Raw genomic sequence first — 17,632 nt, 5'->3', positions numbered from 1 at the left:
ATATTACAAGGGTGTATTAATGACAAGTTTCAAAGAATTTGCCAGGGCATGTAAGGTTATTGAAGGAACTCCGGGTTCCCTTGATATGACTGCTCTGGTTGCAGAGTTACTTGTAAAAGTAACTCCTGAAGAACTTCCTGTTGTCACTCATTTTGTAATGGGGGAAATCTTTCCTGCGTGGAGCAGTGAGGAAATAGGTGTTGGTGCAGGTATTCTTTACAGTGCTCTTGCAAAATCAGCAGGACTTTCAGTTGCTGATATCAAGGAGATTGTAAGGGAAACAGGTGACATCGGTGAAACAGCAGTCAAAGCACTGAAAAAAGTTTCAAGCGGCCAGGCTACCTTTTCTTCTTTTATGGAAGACAGTTCTGACCTGTCAATTCTTGAAGTCTATGAAAGGTTCCGGGCTATATCCAAAACATCCGGCAAAGGTTCCCAGACATCTAAGATGAAGAATCTACATTATCTCTTCAATTCCGCATCATCTGAAGAAGTAGGCTACATAGCTCGTATTTCTGTGGAAGAGTTGAGAATTGGAGTGGGTGAAGGAATTGCACGTGACGCAATATCAAAGGCTTTTGATGTTCCGTCTGATGAGATTGAAAGGGCTTTCATGCTTACAAATGACCTCGGCCTTGTGGCTGTAACTGCAAGAGAAGGCGGCAGGGATGCTGTTCAGTCTCTTGGACTTGAACTTAACCGTCCAATCCGCATGATGCTGGCTCAGGTCACACCTGATTTTGACATAGCACTTTCTGATCTCGGAACCGCAGCAGTAGAATGGAAGTTTGATGGTGCCAGGGTTCAGATCCACAAAGAAGGCGACAATATCACACTTTTCTCCCGTAGGCTTGAAAATATAACAGACTCTCTGCCTGATATTGTGGAAGCTGTAAGGGAAAATATTGATGCGGAATCTGCCATACTTGACGGTGAGGCAGTTGCAATTGATGAGAACGGCAGGCCAAGGGCATTTCAGGATATACTGAAACGTTTCAGGAGAAAGTATGATGTACAGTCAACTGCACGTGAAATTCCTCTTATACTGAATCTTTTTGACATAATGTATCTGAACGGTGAGGAGTTGCTTGATCTCCCTCTTGTAGAGAGGAGAGCAAAACTTGAAGGCTGTGTCAGGTCTGGGGACAAAATAAGGGTTGATACCCAGTATATTACAGATGACCTTGACAAAATAATGGAAATCTACAACGAGGCTTTGAAAGCCGGTCATGAAGGTGTCATGATCAAGAACCCGCAGTCTCCTTATTCTCCTGGTAAACGGGGTAAGAACTGGCTCAAGAAAAAGCCGGTAATGGAGACACTGGACCTTGTGGTCATCGGTGCTGAATGGGGCTATGGAAGACGTACAAGTTTCCTTGGTTCCTATGCACTTGCATGCCATGATCCTGATACCGGTCGCTTCCTGCCTGTAGGGCGCGTAGCAACAGGTTTTTCCGATGAGCAGCTTGCAGAGCTTACTGATATGTTTTCTGATCTCATTGTCACAGAAGCTGGCACAGAGGTTGAAATAAAACCTGAAGTAATATTTGAAGTTGCCTTTGAGGAAATACAGAAGAGTGTCAATTATGACTCTGGTTATGCACTTCGTTTCCCAAGACTTGTCAATGTAAGGTCTGATAAATCCATTGAAGATGTGGAAACAATAGGTCGTCTCGAAGAAATGTATCTTGTACAGCGTGAAAGGAACTGAATCTTCATTCACCACGCTTTCTTTTTAATCAAAAGTGTTATTAGGCAATAGTAATTCATCTCAAACATGAGAATCAGAAGTTTTGTTTTTCTTATTTTATTTGTATCCCTTATAAGTCTGATATTTTCAGGTTGTATTGATGAAAATGCAACGGATGATGTTTCAGCGGAAAATGTATCCAGACAGGAAGCAGTAGATGCTGACACCATTGTTTATATTCAGGAATACGCTTTCCATCCGGATTATACAACCATCTCACCAGGTGATACTGTTATGTGGGTAAATAATGACTCGGTGGCATTTATAATAAAAGGAACTCTGGTTGGTGGTGGCAGTTATCAGTCCCCTACCCTCAGGAAAGGTGATACATTTACATATACATTTGAAAACAAAGGTACATACAAGTATGAACTTGTCACTCATCCGTGGACTGATGGCGGTTTCATAGTTGTTGAATGATCTTAGTAATTCTTACTATATTCATTGTGGCCTGTACTTCTTATTATGAAGATTATAGCCACAAAATTCTATTTTTTATGGCAATATAATGTTCCATGTTCTCATTTAGCGAGGCATAACATTTATTTATCATTGTAAAAATGTTTAATGCACGATCTATATACTCTATATAATTCTCTATATGGAATAAATTGAGCAATTTACAAACTAAAAAAGAGTAGTATGTTAAAATGACAGATATCCGCTTGATATTGATACTGTTTCCTGTTGTATTGATTATGAATATAGTAGCTTACTATATTTTTGTTCCTACTAAATACAGGAGAGGACAAAGATCATCTGCCGGAAAAAACACAGACAGCATTTCATTTGTCAGGGAAATATTACCGTACGTAGGTTTTGTTTCTGCTATTTACCTTTTAGTTAAATCACAGGGAATCATTGTCAACAAACTGGTACATTCATTTGGCTTTTCCCTTGATTATGATCTTGCAAAATACATATTAATTCTTGAAGGCAGCAGAGTCAGTATTTTCCAGGCTTTTACAAGTCCCTTACTGACATATGCCAGTTCATTCATCTACATCTTTGGCTTTGCTTTCCTGCTGACTTTCACTTTCATATTCTTCCTGACAACTGATCAGTTAAGGGCGCTGAAAGAATACACCCTTGGAATATCTTTCATTTATATGGTGGCTTTCCCATTCTACATATTCACACCTGTGGAGGTTACAGGTTATACTCTTCCCGGTGTAAGCCCTTTGCTTTACAACCTCAGTCCGTTGATAGTTAATGGATTGAGAAGTGTGGATCCGTTATTTGATAATTGCTTCCCGAGTCTTCATGCAGCTCTTTCGATCCTTGCAATGCTATTCATAATTTTCAGGACAAATCTCAGGAGCCTGAAAGTACTTGTAGTTTTCATAACTCTTGCCATCCAGTTTACCATTTTCTATCTTGGTATTCACTGGATAACTGATTTTGTTGCAGGAACTATACTGGCTCTCTTGAGCTATTATCTCGCCACGAAGTACTATTCCCTGATAGTCTGTAAGTTCCGTAAAGTGTCAGGAGTTTCAGATGAATCCTGAGTGCTATTTCATTTATACTTTGATTACTAATCAGGTGTTACATGAAGGAATCCAAATCCTGCAAATACCCTGATACCCACGATAAGCTGGACCCTGCATTATATGTGCTTTCATTATCCAAATTATTCAAGGATCTGGGAACCGGGATGCTGGCTTTCCTGCTCCCGCTTTATATCGTTGGAATGGATAGTAACTTCTTTTCAGAAACCCCTATCGTTTTCAGGGCCGGACTCATAGCAACAGTTTTTGGTCTGTCAAATGCTCTGTCACAACCTTTCCTTGGCCGTTTGTCTGATAAACTGAACAGAAGAAAACCTTTTGTGATTATAGGGATGGCAGGCTTTACTCTGATATCGTTTATCTATGCAAATACCAGTAATTTTGATTACATGATATTGCTGAGAATTGTCCAGGGAATAACTGTCGGTGCAACTGTTCCTGCTATTGTTGCAATGGTTACTCATCTTTCATCGAAGAGCACAAGAGGAACCGCAATAGGCATCTATTCTACTGTCAGGGGTTTCGGATTTGGTACTGGATCTATTGCAGGTGGTGTAATTGCCAGCTATTTTGGTTATACAACTGCATTCTATGTGTGTGCACTGCTTGGACTTGCAAGTTTTATACTCATATCGTTTTTTGTATCCGAGACTCATAACGGGCAGTCTTCATCTGTATCCCCTAAAGAACCTGCAAAGGGTTTTCAGTTCACTATTCTTTCCATTGCAATGTTCATGATGATGGCAGGTATAATGATAATATTTGCATTCCTGCCGGAATATGAATCAAGATTCGGTACAGGTGAAATCTCCCTTAGCATAGCAGTATCTGCTTATGTAATTGTAAGGGTATTATTCCAGACTCCCATGGGAATGCTGTCTGACAAATTTGGGAGGAAAAAAATAATTGCAATGGGATTATTGCTGAACATTCCCATTGTAATTGGTCTTGGTCGTGTGGAAACCGTGAATCAGCTAATTATTCTGCGTGCAATACAGGGAATATCAATGGCTTCGGTGGAAACACCTGTAATGGCCCTGGCAGTGGATCTTGCAGGAATTTCTGTAAGCTCAAAGGTAAGTTCAATAACAGCATCACAGGCAGCAGGAATGGCACTTGGTCCTATTATGGGAGGTATCCTTGCCGGATACATTTCCTTTGAATTACCATTTTATATCTGTGCTGTAATGCTATTGTTCGCACTCCTGCTTGTCATTGTGGGAATAAAAGAACCGGCAGCAGACTCTAAGTTCAACACAGCAGGTTAAAATTAGGTTTAATTTTAAAAATGGTTAACTGTAGGATATATCATAACACCGGAAAGACTGCTCAATCTCTTTCCTCTCTGTAATATCATAAAAAATGATAACAGCACCAATAATCTCATTTTTCTTATTGGTAACCGGAGAACCTATTATATCTAGTGGTATGCGTGTTTTATCCTTTGAAATAAGGACAGTATCGTTCTCAAGTCCAAAAAAGGCACCTTCTCTGAAAACCTTTCTTGTGGGGTCTTCAACATCCTTATTTCCTTCACAGACAACCTTAAACACTTCATTGATTTTACTTCCGAGTGCTTCTTTTCTGGAATATCCGGTAAGGGCTTCTGCAAGCGGGTTTATATATTTGATGTTTCCGCTCATATCGGTGGATATAACTGCATCACCTATGTTGTCAAGAAGGGAATTGATGCAATTCTCATGGTTGAACTGTTTTTCTTTTTCCCTTTCACGTTTGTAGAGGGCTATCTCTATGTTAGTACGAAGTTCTCTCTCATCAAAGGGTTTGAGTATATGTCCGAAAGGCTCAGTAAGTTTAGCTCTCTGAAGCGTTTTCTCATCAGAATATGCTGTCAGGTAAATAATAGGTATCCCATAATTGTCGCGAATGGTTTTTGCAGCCTCAATACCATCAATTTTACCTTTGAGGACAATATCCATTAAAATAAGATCTGGTTGACACTGATCAATGAAGCTGATGGCATCTTCGCCGCTGTCTGCCATACAGGGCACAGAGTATCCGAAATGTTCCAGACTATCTTTAATATCCAGAGCTACTATTTTTTCATCTTCGACTATCATTATCTTTTCATTAGTCATTAGTAGTCCCTTCTTTTATAGGATATTTTTTTGAATTTGATTTTAAATTCCGTACCGTTTTCTCTTATGAGCTCTATGCTGCCTTCTATCTGTTCCACTAATGAAACAACAAGTTGCATTCCTAATGAGTCCGTGTTCATGAAATCCAGATCTTCCGGGAATCCGATTCCGTTATCCCTGATAGTTAACATGTATTGACCATCGATGTCCGGAATTATCTCGACAAATATTTCCCCCTTATGGTCTTTAAAGGCATGTTTCAGGGAATTTGAAACAATCTCATTAATGATAAGCCCCAGAGGTATGGCTGTATCAATATCCTGTGTTATGTTTTTAATCTTTATATCAATTTTGATATTTTCCGGGTCGCAGCCATATGTATTCAGAAGATATTTAGTCAGTGTTTCTATATATGAAGAAAGTTCAATATTCTCAAGGTCACGGGACTGATATAGCTTTTCATGTGCAATAGCCATTGATTTTGCCCGGTTCTGGCTCTTTTTGAAAGCTTCAATAGTTTCCTTGTCGGTAAATTTCCGGGACTGAAGTCGCAGCATACTTGATATTATCTGTAGATTGTTCTTTACACGGTGATGCACTTCTTTTAGGAGAATATCCTTCCTTCGCATCTCCTCCGCCTGTTTTATTTCCGTAATGTCCTTGACCACCGCAAGAACCTCATCGTCACCAATGACAACGAACCTGACCTCAAAGTCTCTCATCTCTCTTTTTACAGGCATTGTGTAATGCATGGTATGTGTTTTATTTGTCCTGAGTGCCTCTTCAATAATATCCATTTCCATTTCTGCAATGTGTGCAGGAAGCACGTCTTCAAGTGTGATATTTAGGTCAGTCTCAGGTGATTCGTAAATGCAGCTGTCAGTTGAAAGTTTATAATTACATATGGTTCCGTCTTTTTTTACCTGGAACATCATGTCAGGCATGGCCTGCAAAATTGCATTGATGGTTGCATCCCTTTTAATAACAAGTCTCTGTGATTTTTCAAGTGATTCTAGCATCCTGTTAATTGAGCTGCTGAGACTTGCAACTTCATCGCTTCCACCATTTGAAACTTTTTTTCTGAAATCTCCGTTTTCACCAATATCTCTTACTTCGTTCTGGAGTTTCTTAAGTCTGGAAATATGTGAACGTTCAAGCAGCAAAATAACGATTGCCCCAAAAACGATTCCTGTAAACACCAGAACTATCAGGAAATAGTTGATAGCATCGATTCCTTTCTGGTGTATATTTCGAAACATTCCAACTTCAATTGAAAACGCATTGTTTCCGTATACATCAGTAAAAATTGCATAGGAATATATCCGTGCATCATCAGTTACAGTAGTAATACTACTGTTTGAAGCATCATTATTTTTGAAGGATATATTTCCTGAAGTTTCCGTATTCTTTACGTCTTCTATGTTTAGGATGAGGTTTGTAGTTTCATGCAACCTTTCGATTTCTTCAGAATCGATAATCCTACCCATCAGCACAGTTCCTGCTATTTGTCCATGGCCACAATTTTTTACAACAGGCTGTGCGGTTATTATAAGGGGCTGTTCCTTAAATACAATAAATCCGGTCTTTTTGCTACTGCAATTTTCGTGTTCCAGAAGGTATGGATTATTTTGCAGGTGTTCTTCCAGTTCATCTGCAAAAGCAGAATCATTAACGATTACTTTTTCATAAGCTAATGTTTTATTTGCATTGTAAAAGAGCATGAAGTCAAGTCTTTGGTTGATAAAAGTTTCATCCATAAGGTATTTTTCAGTATAATCGCTGTTGTTGCCCTGAATAAAATTAAATGTTTCATCCCATACAGACCAGTCAGCAGTTTTACTTTCCAGATCCTGACTGTCAAGTAATAGGATATTTTTGATGCAGATAGCATTCTCAATGGCATTTTCTTTCTCAAGTTTGTCATAACTGTCAATGACAATGGAATGTGAACTCAGGTATATGAATAATATAAGACCTATAAGAGTTGCACCTATAATGCCAAGTGTTTTTTTCTGCAGTGTTGCCATTTGCTTGCCCTTCAAAATGAATACTTCTTAATCATTTATTTTCTATGCACTGGTTTGTTATATAACAGCCTTATAATTTATATGGCTATATAATTGTTTCTGGCAATTGTGCATTATTCAGTATATGTCTAAAAGAACAGTGCCATTGCATACTCATAATAATCGTTAATTGTCGTAAACATGCACAGTTATGTCGCCAAAATGCAGAAAAAAAGAGAAAGAAATAAGCAGCTTGCAGAAATATTATAGCCCTGCAAGCATCTAATGGCATGGGAAATACAAATCAATAAAAATTAACCAACAACACTCATGTCAGAGACCCTGATGGATGGAGTAATGGTTCCACCAACTTTGCGAACATCAGTTCCTGCTCCGTTGATGTTTTTCAGCATATCGAATATGTTGCCTGAAATCATAAGTGATTTTATTGGTTTGTCCAGTTTTCCATCTTTTATGGTGAACGCATTACGTGCTTCCACAGAAAAATCCCCTGAAATTGAATTTGCAGTGTGGGCACCAATGACTGTGTTCACATAAACACCACTGTCAGTGTCAGCTACTATGTCACAACTCGGGAAATCAATTATGAAATTCCTTGAACCAACAGAAGGTGTTGAAAGATATGAATTGCGTGAAGCATTACCTGTGCTCTCCACGCCATCTTTTCCTGCTGTGTAAGTGTCATACAGATATGACCTGAATGCTCCATTCTCAATGACAGTTGTCTTACGTGATGCAACTCCTTCATCATCGGCAATACCAGTGTCAATACCCCCTTCAAGAAGGCCATCATCGTATATGGAAAGTTTTTCGTCAGCTATAATTTCATCTTTCCTGCCAATGAGGTTAGAACGTCCTTTCTGCACGTTGTCGGCATCAATTGATGGTATGAATGTATTTTCAATGAGGTCTGAGAATGCAAAAGGATGAATGATGACTTCAGTTTTGTGTGGCTCAATGGAAATTGTGTTCTGTGATTTCTTTGCAAGTTCAGCGGCATTCTTTCCAATAGCTGCAAAATCAATGTCATTTTTACGTGATATTGCAAAGTCATATGCAGTAGAAGTTTCACCTTTATTTGTAATGACATCTACAAATCCTGATATGCCTGTACCCTCTTCTGAAACTTCAATTCCATTGCTGTTTAGTATGAGTCTTTCCCCATGGCTTCGGCTGAAACTACCGGATGTAACTATAATTCCGGGTGTAGCTCTTGCAGCTTCTATCATTTCCATTGTGTGACCAATGCATTCGTCAAGTTCCATATTCTGGATATCTCTGTCAAGAATACCTGATACAGCTGGATATTTCTGGTTGGATGGAAGTTCTTTCCAGTCAGGGTCAGCATCCTGTGTTTTTGCAGAGCTGACTGCATTCTTAGCAGCTTCATCAATGTAACTCATAATGTTAGTGCTGGAAAATCCCACCGCGCCGTCAACAATAGCACGAATACCAATTCCTGTTGTGATGTTTTCCTTGGCACCTTCTATCATATCTTTCTGGATATTGACAGATGTTTTCTGGCTTTTCACAATGTATACTTCAGCTTCCTTTGCACCATATTTAATGGCTGCTTGAAGTGCTTTTTCAGCAAGGTCGTACATTTCATGCCCCTCCTACCATTGCTTCGGATATCATAAGATGCGGGGAACCATCGGTGACAGGTACAAGCTGTCCGCCTTTACCACATCTTCCGGAGTTCATTTTAAGGTCGTTTCCTATCATTTTTACATTATTGAGAATCTCAAGGATTCTTCCGGAAAGTGAAACATCCCTGATGAGTGTTGTGAGCTGCCCATCCTCAATAAGGTATCCTTTTTCAGCATTGAACTGGAAAACACCTTCGCCGGTATTCACCTGTCCGCCCCGGGAACCTATAAGATACATTCCATTTCCGATTTCTTCAAGCATTTCCTCAAATTTAGAATTGCCATTGTCAATGTACGTGTTGCTCATACGGACTATCGGTCTGGAATGTCCCTGGGCACGGCAATGTCCTGGTGTGCCTCCAAGTTTTGCTGCAGTTTCTCTTGAGTGAAGGTATGATTTGAGCACTCCGTTTTCTATGAGTGTTGTTTTCTCGGTCTGCGAGCCTTCATCGTCAAAAGGGAAATAACCATATTCATGCATGGTTGGATCATCGATAATTGTTACAAGAGGAGATGCAATTGATTCTCCTATGCGGTTTTCAAGAACTGAGCTTCCTTCAAGTACAAGGTCTGCTTCTGATGCATGTCCGACTGCTTCATGAGCAAAAACACCTGCGAGCTCAGGGTCAAGTATCACCGGCATGTTTCCCCCTTTTGCAGGTTTTGCATCAAGGAGTTGTAATGCACTGTTGGCAGCTTCTTCTGCAAGCTCAGATGCATTGTATTTGTCAAATATCTCATAGCCTGTAACTCCAAAGCGGCTTTCTCTTCCTGCCTGGTAGAGTCCTTCTCTGGAAGCCACAGCACTGATGGCAAACCCGGTGCGTACAACATCATATTCGCCCTCCACGCCTGTGGAATCAGTATACATTACCTTGTAAGATGATTCACTGTACACAGCACTGGTGCTGCTGATTCCTTCTTTTTTAGCATGTTTCCCGAATTCTTTCAGGTTGCTGACTTTTTCTTCAAGTGAAATATCCAGTGGATTTTTCTTAACTTTCGGAGCATTTGAGACAACAGGGCTGGCGATGTCCTGCATTTTTACTTTTTCCTTGGGAGATTTGTCATTCATGCTCACAGCAAGTTCAGAGGCTGCACGTATGGCTTTTTCAACATCAAAATCTCCGTCTGCGGAAGTGAATCCCCAGGAACCACCTTTAAGAGCCCTGACGGCTGCTCCTTTAGTAAAATTGACAGATATCTGCTCGATCTTGCCATTATCAAGGACAATGGACGTTGTAGTCCCTTCAATTATCCTCGTATCAAAAAAGTCTACACTATGCATTATTAACTCCTCACATTATGAATGAAACAAAAATTTAAATAAATGAGTAACAGCCCCTGCTCACACAGGGACTACTTCAGGCATTTCGGTACCTGTCTTGAGGCTGCTGATACTCTTAAGTTTCTCAAGGATTCTTTCCTTTTCAGGACCTACGAGACTGTGTTCTATAACCTCCACAATGTTGGTTACAGGAACTATCTCTATCTGATCCTTGTAAGCATCTTCAATAAGTACGTCATCCTCGTTGGATTTTGGAATAATTACTTTCTTTATGCCTGCTCTTGCTGCTGCTTCTATCTTATAGGTTGCACCGCCGATAGGAAGTACATCTCCTCTTACGGAAAGTGAACCTGTCATAGCTACAGACTGGTCAATAGGAATATTTTCAAGGGCTGATATGACAGCAGTGGCAATGGATATGGATGCACTGTCACCTTCCACACCTTCATAAGTTCCAATGAACTGGATGTGGATGTCATGGTTGATTATGTCCTTACCTGTCACATTCTTGATTACAGCGGACACATTCTGTACAGCTTCCTTTGCAATATCCTTGAGCATACCTGTTGCAATGACCTTACCTTCTGAGTTAGAGAGTGATGGAGCCACTCCTGCCATAATTGGCAGTACGATTCCTGAATCTCCTCCCATTACAGCAAGACCGTTAACTCTTCCAACAGCACTTCCCATCTTCTTGAAAAGCTGATAGTCATTCTTGCGCTCAAGATAACTGTCAGCAAGCTGCTGTTCGATGGACCTTGCCATCTTCTTTGCAGCAAGCACATGCTTTGCAGTAGCAACAGGGGCATCCTCTGAGTGGGCAATGTCACCTGCAACTCTCACAAGACCACCAAGGTCACGAAGTTTCAGTGTGAGATGTCCTTTTCTGCCAGCCCTTCTCTGTGCTTCGCGGATAACTTCATCCACAGCAGTCTGATCAAACGGCGGAATATGACCGTCTCTCATGACTTCCTGTGCCACGAATCTGACAAGGGTCTTGCGGTTATCAGGATTATCTTCCATGGATTCCCTCATAAACAGTTCGTATCCGTAACCCTTTATACGGGATCTGAGTGCAGGATGCATCTTTTCCATTGCGTCAAGATTACCTGCTGCCACCATGATAAAGTCACATGGTACAGGTTCTGTCTTGACAAGAGCACCTGAACTTCTTTCGGACTGTCCGGTAATTGGATATTCCTTTTCCTGGAGTGCTGTAAGCAGGCTCTGCTGTGATTCAAGGCTGAGAGTGTTAATCTCATCAATGAACAGCACACCCTTGTGTGATTTATGAATGTCACCGCTCTCTACCCTGTCGTGAGCAGGTGTTTCAAGACCACCTGACTGGAATGGGTCATGTCTTACATCACCAAGAAGCGCACCTGCGTGTGTTCCTGTTGCATCAAGGAATGGTGCGTGCTCTTTCTGGTAGTTTGAAACAATGAGCTTTGGAATCATCATTTCTTCTTTTGGCATGAACTGGCGCGTAAGGAGCAATATCATTATTGCTGCAATAATACCCCACAGGAGCTGGCCAACGTAGAATGAATAGATAATGATACCGAATACCAGAATCATCATCAGCATATTACGTGACTGGGCCTTTTTCTGTGCTTCCAGTTTGTGTGCCATTACGATCTCCCTACCTTTTCCGGCAGGTACAGAACGTATTTTCGGATTATTGTTATCTTCAGGATTAGGGTATGCGAGTATATCCTGTAGTTCTTCCTTTGGAAGTAGTTCAGCCATCGCCTTTGAAAGCAGGGACTTGCCCGTTCCCGGACTTCCTATCATCATAACGTGCCTTCGCTGGCTTGCTGCTTTTTTTACCACCTCCACCGCATGTTCCTGACCGATTATCTGGTCTATTAAAAGTTCCGGAACATCTATGGAGTCTGTGGTTTCGAAATTGTCCTCGTACAGCTCAATCTCTTCACTAGAATCAGTAGTCTCTTTTTCCATAGTCTTCTCGCAAGTTTTGTGGTTTGTTCACAGTAGTACGTACAAAATATATACTTGACGGTTTTTATAATTATGCAGGTCAAAGTTATTATATTTAATTTGTGAGTAAAGTTAATATGATTATAGTGGCATCAGAATATAAGAAATTATGCCTTCCTTTGTTGCTCCGGACCTGATATTATGAAGCTCACAGCATTTCTGATAATAGTACTTATCATGTCCTTATTTTGGTTTTCGGCCAGTAATGACCTGATATCTAATGGAGAGGAATATCTCCATTTCAACCAGTTCTCAATGAGATTTCAGGGCACTGATGTGGTAATAACTGTTTCTTATGACATGGATATGTTCTCAAGTATATACATATCTCTTCTGGGCACACACAATCTGGAGCCGGCAATTGAGAATTTATTTTATGATTTTGAGAATTTTGAGGTGCTGGAGATTGGCCGAAACAATGCTGTAGTATTTGTAAAGGATGTTTCACGTAAGAATGACGAATATTATCTTTATGATGCACATGATCTGAATGGAACCGTAGATATGCTGACAATGGTTTTCCCAGATGGATCCTCGCAAAGTTTCATGGATGCCAGCTCCACAGAACCTACATTCTATTATGTTTGATGTGCGAAAAACCTTTACCCTCATGTTGCCATATAATATCGAAAGCAATATCTTTTTTGTCCGTGTCGGATGCAGATTTGCTCCAAATCTCTCTTTTTTCATGAGATTGTCACAAGTGTTTTCAGTAATTTGAAGTGTTTCAGGTACGGGTTATGGAGACTTTTCTTTATATACAGGCTCATGTATTCTATCCGTTTACCCAAAAGGTTTATTATCTATTATGCATTATGAGGGGTGCTGATAAGCGCCAAGGCGTGCGATAATAGCACTAAAGTGCTAGAAAGCAGTAAGGTGTTTACAGATATTCGCAAACTGCATAATGGGCTCGTGGTCTAGCTGGTTATGACGTCGCCTTGACATGGCGGAGGTCCGGAGTTCGACTCTCCGCGGGCCCACCAAGACAGTTTTGCAACAGTTAAGTTTAAATGTAAAAGCAGCATTTAGGTGCTTCGGGTCATGATGCCCAGGTAGCTCAGTTGGGAGAGCGCTGCCCTGAAGAGGCAGTTGTCCCCGGTTCAAGTCCGGGTCTGGGCACCTAAGCAAAAGCACACCAGTAGTGTAGCGGTTATCACCGGGCGTTGCCAACGCTCGAACCCGGGTTCGAATCCCGGCTGGTGTACTGACTTTTTTCTTATTCACTCAGTATCCATTAAAGTATAGTATCGATAAGTTCTTTACTTTCACCTTGATAAAAAGCTGATCACCAGATAAGTCAATTTCTGAGGATGTGATATTCAATGTCAAAAGAAAAAACAGATGCAAAGTGCAATTCATGTTGCTGTGGTGGTTCATGTGGTTTTAGCATGTTCAAATTTTGGGTACTTATAGGAGTTTTACTTGGACTGATATGGTATTTTGTTCAATGACCATTATTGACAACCATTATTGACAAATTTGACCGGTCTTTTCTGAATAGTTTATTATCTGGGTGTCCTTTGCATGATAAACGAAAGGTCTGATATGCTTGCCAACGAGAATATAAAAAAGCTTATTTACAGAATGTCAACCCCTGCGATTGTGGGGTTGCTCGTGCAGGCATTTTACAATCTTGTGGACACAATTTTCGTTGGAAGAGGACTTGGAGCAGATAGTTCCCTTGGAATTGCAGGTATTTCTGTTGCATTCCCGGTACAGATGCTCATGATGGGTATTTCCATGGGATTAGGTATTGGAGGAGCCTCGATCATATCACGAGCTCTTGGTATGGGCGACCATAAAAAAGCCGAGAAGGCTCTCGGGAATATGGTAATACTGGTAATAATTTCCAGTGTGATATTCACTATTTTAGGATTGGTATTCATTGATCCTGTACTGAAAGTATTCGGAGCATCGGAGAGCATACTTCCTTTTGCACGGGAGTACACGAAGTACATACTCATGGGGACAATATTCTTTGCATTCTCCGCAGCATTGAGCAATACCATAAGAGCCGAAGGACACGCAAAGTTTGCAATGTCAATCATGCTGATCTCCAGTATTGTGAATATTATACTTGATCCACTTTTTATCTTTGAGTTCAACATGGGAATAATGGGAGCTGCGGTGGCCACGGTAATATCACAGATAGTTGGCTGTGTATTGGTACTTCACTATTATACAAGCAATATCAGCCTGATTCCATTCAGGCTTGCATATATGGTGCCTGATCTTGCTCTTTCCTGGGAGACCGTGAGCATAGGCATGTCAGAATTTATTTTCAACTCAGTTGAAAGTCTGGTTTTCATTCTCCTGAACCAGAGTCTCCTCGTATATGGAGGAGATATGGCCATTGCAGTATTCGGCATCATCATCAAGGTCTTTATGTTAACGCTGATGCCTATAATAGGAATAAAGCATGGCATCCAGCCTATTTTTGGTTTCAATTACGGTGCCGGTAATTTAGAGAGGGTACGGGAAACCGTTTCAATCTCTAACTATATTGTTTTTGGAATGTGTATACTGAGTGTCATTGTTGTATTCCTAATCCCTGAGCAGATTTTCCGCGTTTTCAGCACTGATGCCGGATTGATAGACGTAGGAGTGCCAGCAATAAAAATAAGTTTCCTCATGATGCCATTCATAGGTACTCAGGTTGTGGCAATGGCTCTGCTTCAGTCCCTTGGCAAGTCAAAAGGCTCACTGATGATCACTCTCTCAAGACAGATTTTCTTCCTGCCACCTCTTGTATTCATCTTTCCATTGTACATGGGCCTGACAGGAATATGGGTATCATTTCCAATATCCGACTTTCTCGGATTCGTTGTAGCTGTTATTCTTATGAAAAAGGAAGTTAGTAAACTCGTGGTATCAGTACCACAAGGTGAAAGCTGAGAGTTTAACAAGTTGTTTTTTTTGAATATCTCAATAATTCAAAGACATACACTTAAATAATTCCTCTCCTGATCAATACAGGGAGTGAAAATATGGATGTGAATGAACTATTATTTCAGGGAAATTTAGGTGACTCTTGTTAATGTCATCAGCTTCAATGGTTGGAATAAGCTTTCTTATACTTGGAGTTATACTTTTACTTGGAAAGTGGATAAGAGTCATTTCTCCTCCTCTTCAGAAACTTTTCATTCCCAGTTCCCTCATAGGAGGTTTTCTTGCACTATTTCTGGGATCAGAAGTGCTTGGTAAAATAGCCACATCAACAGGTTATTACGGGACATTTCTTTCAGGTGGCTTATTTCCTCAGGAAATGATTGATATATGGTCCTCTTTACCAGGAATTTTTATCAATCTTATATTTGCAACACTTTTCCTTGGAAAGAAAATACCTTCTCTAAAGAACATATGGTTGCTTGCAGGACCACAGATTGCTCACGGACAGACCATTGCATGGGGTCAATATGTTTTCGGCATACTTGTAACGATTCTTATCCTGACTCCCTTCTTTGGAATAGACCCTACAGCAGGAGCTCTGATTGAGATATCATTTGAAGGTGGTCACGGTACTGCAGCAGGTATGGCCGCTACCTACGAAGAATTCGGATTCACGGATGCTTCAGATCTGGCACTTGGACTTGCAACAATTGGTATACTTTTTGGGGTTATACTTGGTATTCTCCTTCTGAACTATGGAATACGGACAAATAAAACAGCGGTTCTGAATAAGTCTTCAGACATATTTCTTAATGAGAATTACCAGACAGGAATAATCGATTTTGACTCAAGGGAATCAGCCGGAAAAATAACAACAAGACCTGAATCCATAGAACCGCTGTCTCTTCACTTTGGATATGTAGGGATTGCTGTAGGAATTGGCTATATTATTCTGCATCTGTTGATAATTGCAGAAGATCTACTCTGGGGTCAGTCAACGGGCATTTACCTGTTTTCCCATATCCCGCTTTTTCCAATGGCTATGATCGGTGGCATTATTCTACAGTTCCTTCTTGAACGTTTTGATAGGTATCATACACTTGACAGGAATCTCATGATGCGAATACAGGGGCTGTCACTTGACATTCTGATAACCAGTGCAATAGCCACACTTTCCCTTGCAGTTATAGGAAGCAATCTGGTACCATTTCTTATCCTTGCTACCGTGGGAATTGTATGGAATCTGGTAGCTTTCCTGTTTCTCGGTCCTAAAATGATTCCTTCCTACTGGTTTGAAAGAGGTATTGGTAACTTCGGACAATCAATGGGAATGACTGCAAGTGGTCTTTTGCTCATGAGAATTGCAGATCCTGCAAACACATCTCCTGCAATGGAAGGTTTCGGATACAAACAACTTTTATTCGAGCCAATTGTAGGCGGCGGCATCTTCACTGCTGCTTCTGTTCCCCTAATATTCTACTTCGGTCCTCTTCCAATGCTTGCACTGGCGATTATTGTTATGATTTTCTGGAGTTCAATCGGGATTTTTTATTTTGGCAGAAAATGAAAATGTTCTCGCTATTTTCTTTTCGGGGTCAAAGTTTTATCTTATCTTTGACAAACTTAAGATAAACAGGACAGAACCAACGTTTCTTTTCTGTTTAAATGGGAGTGTAAATATGGATATGAATGAACTATTATTTCAGGAAAATGTAGGTGGCTTTGACCTCCTTATCAGGGCACTTTTTGGTACCATAGCAATAATAATCCTTGCAATGGACTTTGTCGAACCGGGTATTTTGCAATGGATATTAGCCATAGTTGCGCTGGTAGGTCTTTTTTCCTCAATAACCAGGCATTGTCTTCCTTATTCGTTGATAGGTTTCAGCACAGCACGAAAGTGATCTTCGTTATATTGTATTTGGAATACAGGTATGCAAGATAACACCGGCTACTGGCTCATAGTTGCATCCCGGAATCATGTCTTTGCAGGAATTCAGGAAGGCTTCACTCAGGCTTCTCACGGCAGGAGTTCCCCTCTGGAAAAGATGAATGTAGGTGACTGGATAGCATACTATTCTCCAAAAAGGATATATGGCGATACCAAACCATATCAGAAATTTGTGGCAATTGCAAAGGTTACCGGGGAGAATGTATTTCAGGTGAAGCTTTCTGATACTTTCAAACCATATAGGCGTGAGGTTCAATACCTGCATGATGTCCATGAAACTGATATCAAACCATTGTTGCCTCAATTGGATTTTATCAAAAATAAATCCCGCTGGGGTCTTTTTCTCAGAAATGGTTTTCGCTCTGTTTCCAGAGATGACTTCTTGCTTATCTGTTCTGAAATGCGTGGCTGATTTTATATGATTTTAACTTTTGCATAGGGTACAAATAATTATTATCTTTGTG

14 protein-coding genes and 3 tRNA genes are annotated in these 17,632 nt (G+C 40.5%); 12 read left to right on the top strand and 5 right to left on the bottom strand.

Annotated features, from left to right (window positions below):
* Window positions 1-19 precede the first annotated feature (19 nt).
* The 4 genes from V7O61_RS09895 (at window position 20) to V7O61_RS09880 (ending at window position 4,529) form a co-directional block, all read left to right on the top strand.
* Window positions 20-1,711 carry an ATP-dependent DNA ligase gene (locus tag V7O61_RS09895; protein WP_407281935.1) on the top strand — a complete coding sequence of 564 codons (1,692 nt, stop codon included), beginning with the start codon at window positions 20-22 and terminating at the stop codon, window positions 1,709-1,711.
* A gap of 66 nt (window positions 1,712-1,777) precedes the next feature.
* Window positions 1,778-2,170 carry a hypothetical protein gene (locus tag V7O61_RS09890; protein WP_407281936.1) on the top strand — a complete coding sequence of 131 codons (393 nt, stop codon included), beginning with the start codon at window positions 1,778-1,780 and terminating at the stop codon, window positions 2,168-2,170.
* Window positions 2,171-2,400: 230 nt separating this feature from the next.
* Window positions 2,401-3,261 (top strand): phosphatase PAP2 family protein, encoded by an 861-nt coding sequence (locus V7O61_RS09885; RefSeq protein ID WP_023846169.1) that lies wholly within the window; start codon window positions 2,401-2,403, stop codon window positions 3,259-3,261.
* Window positions 3,262-3,302: 41 nt separating this feature from the next.
* The gene (locus tag V7O61_RS09880) at window positions 3,303-4,529 is read left to right on the top strand and encodes an MFS transporter (RefSeq protein WP_023846170.1); all 1,227 of its coding nucleotides are present in this window, start codon (window positions 3,303-3,305) and stop codon (window positions 4,527-4,529) included.
* 24 nt (window positions 4,530-4,553) lie between these two features.
* Here V7O61_RS09880 and V7O61_RS09875 read toward each other — a convergent pair whose 3' ends face one another.
* The 5 genes from V7O61_RS09875 to lonB form a co-directional block, all read right to left on the bottom strand.
* Complete coding sequence (locus tag V7O61_RS09875; RefSeq protein WP_023846171.1) at window positions 4,554-5,360, bottom strand: response regulator; 807 nt, start codon at window positions 5,358-5,360, stop codon at window positions 4,554-4,556.
* Window positions 5,360-7,387, bottom strand: coding sequence for a CHASE4 domain-containing protein (locus tag V7O61_RS09870; RefSeq protein WP_407281937.1), 2,028 nt, complete (start codon window positions 7,385-7,387; stop codon window positions 5,360-5,362). Before V7O61_RS09870 ends, V7O61_RS09875 begins: the two co-directional genes overlap by 1 nt.
* A gap of 293 nt (window positions 7,388-7,680) precedes the next feature.
* The gene (locus tag V7O61_RS09865; protein ID WP_407281938.1) at window positions 7,681-8,991 is read right to left on the bottom strand and encodes a TldD/PmbA family protein; all 1,311 of its coding nucleotides are present in this window, start codon (window positions 8,989-8,991) and stop codon (window positions 7,681-7,683) included.
* 1 nt (window position 8,992) lies between these two features.
* Complete coding sequence (locus V7O61_RS09860) at window positions 8,993-10,324, bottom strand: TldD/PmbA family protein (RefSeq protein WP_407281939.1); 1,332 nt, start codon at window positions 10,322-10,324, stop codon at window positions 8,993-8,995.
* Between the two features lie 60 nt (window positions 10,325-10,384).
* Window positions 10,385-12,286, bottom strand: coding sequence for an ATP-dependent protease LonB (gene lonB, locus V7O61_RS09855; protein ID WP_288070825.1), 1,902 nt, complete (start codon window positions 12,284-12,286; stop codon window positions 10,385-10,387).
* Window positions 12,287-12,502: 216 nt separating this feature from the next.
* Between lonB and V7O61_RS09850 the strand changes: the two genes are divergently transcribed.
* The 8 genes from V7O61_RS09850 (at window position 12,503) to V7O61_RS09815 (ending at window position 17,580) form a co-directional block, all read left to right on the top strand.
* A complete protein-coding gene (locus V7O61_RS09850; RefSeq protein ID WP_407347381.1) occupies window positions 12,503-12,913 on the top strand; it encodes a hypothetical protein in 411 nt (136 codons plus the stop codon).
* A gap of 321 nt (window positions 12,914-13,234) precedes the next feature.
* A tRNA-Val gene (locus V7O61_RS09845) sits at window positions 13,235-13,311 on the top strand.
* A gap of 63 nt (window positions 13,312-13,374) precedes the next feature.
* A tRNA-Phe gene (locus V7O61_RS09840) sits at window positions 13,375-13,447 on the top strand.
* Window positions 13,448-13,460: 13 nt separating this feature from the next.
* Window positions 13,461-13,532 (top strand) — tRNA-Gly (locus V7O61_RS09835).
* A gap of 320 nt (window positions 13,533-13,852) precedes the next feature.
* The gene (locus tag V7O61_RS09830) at window positions 13,853-15,223 is read left to right on the top strand and encodes an MATE family efflux transporter (protein ID WP_407281940.1); all 1,371 of its coding nucleotides are present in this window, start codon (window positions 13,853-13,855) and stop codon (window positions 15,221-15,223) included.
* A 142-nt stretch (window positions 15,224-15,365) separates the two neighbouring features.
* Entirely contained in the window at window positions 15,366-16,784 is a 1,419-nt protein-coding gene (locus V7O61_RS09825) for a sodium/glutamate symporter (protein WP_288067952.1), read from the top strand.
* A 112-nt stretch (window positions 16,785-16,896) separates the two neighbouring features.
* Complete coding sequence (locus V7O61_RS09820) at window positions 16,897-17,121, top strand: DUF2892 domain-containing protein (RefSeq protein WP_023846179.1); 225 nt, start codon at window positions 16,897-16,899, stop codon at window positions 17,119-17,121.
* A gap of 30 nt (window positions 17,122-17,151) precedes the next feature.
* The gene (locus tag V7O61_RS09815; RefSeq protein ID WP_407281941.1) at window positions 17,152-17,580 is read left to right on the top strand and encodes an EVE domain-containing protein; all 429 of its coding nucleotides are present in this window, start codon (window positions 17,152-17,154) and stop codon (window positions 17,578-17,580) included.
* Window positions 17,581-17,632: the final 52 nt, after the last annotated feature.

The sequence above is a fragment of the Methanolobus sp. WCC1 genome (assembly GCF_045690315.1).
Lineage (GTDB): Archaea > Halobacteriota > Methanosarcinia > Methanosarcinales > Methanosarcinaceae > Methanolobus > Methanolobus tindarius.
This window is presented reverse-complemented; position numbering and strand designations above follow the sequence as displayed.

Coding starts and splice junctions, on each gene's coding strand:
- V7O61_RS09820 (WP_023846179.1), top strand. CDS start 16,897: ATGGATATGAATGAACTATTATTTCAGGAAAATGTAGGTGGCTTTGAC.
- V7O61_RS09875 (WP_023846171.1), bottom strand. CDS start 5,360: ATGACTAATGAAAAGATAATGATAGTCGAAGATGAAAAAATAGTAGCT.
- V7O61_RS09885 (WP_023846169.1), top strand. CDS start 2,401: ATGACAGATATCCGCTTGATATTGATACTGTTTCCTGTTGTATTGATT.
- V7O61_RS09815 (WP_407281941.1), top strand. CDS start 17,152: ATGCAAGATAACACCGGCTACTGGCTCATAGTTGCATCCCGGAATCAT.
- V7O61_RS09860 (WP_407281939.1), bottom strand. CDS start 10,324: ATGCATAGTGTAGACTTTTTTGATACGAGGATAATTGAAGGGACTACA.
- V7O61_RS09880 (WP_023846170.1), top strand. CDS start 3,303: ATGAAGGAATCCAAATCCTGCAAATACCCTGATACCCACGATAAGCTG.
- V7O61_RS09865 (WP_407281938.1), bottom strand. CDS start 8,991: ATGTACGACCTTGCTGAAAAAGCACTTCAAGCAGCCATTAAATATGGT.
- V7O61_RS09890 (WP_407281936.1), top strand. CDS start 1,778: ATGAGAATCAGAAGTTTTGTTTTTCTTATTTTATTTGTATCCCTTATA.
- V7O61_RS09895 (WP_407281935.1), top strand. CDS start 20: ATGACAAGTTTCAAAGAATTTGCCAGGGCATGTAAGGTTATTGAAGGA.
- V7O61_RS09830 (WP_407281940.1), top strand. CDS start 13,853: ATGATAAACGAAAGGTCTGATATGCTTGCCAACGAGAATATAAAAAAG.
- V7O61_RS09825 (WP_288067952.1), top strand. CDS start 15,366: ATGTCATCAGCTTCAATGGTTGGAATAAGCTTTCTTATACTTGGAGTT.
- V7O61_RS09870 (WP_407281937.1), bottom strand. CDS start 7,387: ATGGCAACACTGCAGAAAAAAACACTTGGCATTATAGGTGCAACTCTT.
- V7O61_RS09850 (WP_407347381.1), top strand. CDS start 12,503: ATGTCCTTATTTTGGTTTTCGGCCAGTAATGACCTGATATCTAATGGA.
- lonB (WP_288070825.1), bottom strand. CDS start 12,286: ATGGAAAAAGAGACTACTGATTCTAGTGAAGAGATTGAGCTGTACGAG.